This is a genomic window from Aerococcus sp. L_32, from assembly GCF_050689315.1.
Window position 1 is genome coordinate 1 of sequence record NZ_JBOEQF010001171.1, and the last position, 569, is coordinate 569.

Below are 569 nucleotides of genomic sequence, written 5' to 3' on the forward strand. Positions count from 1 at the left end.
ATTCTTCTTTTGATTGGTTGTGAGGTTTAACGATTAATTCTTTTTTGCTACTTTTCCTATCACTTTTCAATTATAATAAAAGAAATAAGAACTTATAGAGTAATCAACTAAAATGGGGGTTGAATTATGGAAGAAAATAATACAGTAATAGATAACGTTCTTGCAAGAGTCGATGAATTTAAAGACGAGAATGCCGTAATACTTCGCGATAATATTCAAAATGAAATTAGTTCTTACAAGTCCTCTCTACCAAGTGATAATTTTCTGAGTGGCATCGATTATCAAATAAATCAAGAGATTGATAACAAAATAAGTGAGTTTAAACAAGATATTGATCTAAAACCAAAGGCACTTTACTACAACCTAAAATCAAAAGTTGAACTAAGTGATGACATTACTGAAAAAGAACTCACTTTGTCTGCCTATGAATTTTTGGAAAAAAATACTAAGAACAGATTCTTGAAGAAAATCCTGAGAGACTTAAAAAAGGAGGCTAAGAAATGAAAAATAAACTTTCAGAATTTGCTGTGAAAGCTGGGAAAGCTATTATAGAAATCATTTCTAAACAA

1 protein-coding gene is annotated in these 569 nt (G+C 29.3%); it reads left to right on the plus strand.

From position 1 onward, the window contains the following. Nucleotides 1-126 precede the first annotated feature (126 nt). Nucleotides 127-504, plus strand: a complete 378-nt coding sequence (locus ACRCJ0_RS18770) for a hypothetical protein (protein ID WP_431391715.1) — start codon at nucleotides 127-129, stop codon at nucleotides 502-504. The last annotated feature ends 65 nt before the right edge of the window (nucleotides 505-569 follow it).

Excerpts from the sequence above, each read along its gene's own strand:
- ACRCJ0_RS18770 (WP_431391715.1), top strand. The coding sequence starts at position 127 with ATGGAAGAAAATAATACAGTAATAGATAACGTTCTTGCAAGAGTCGAT.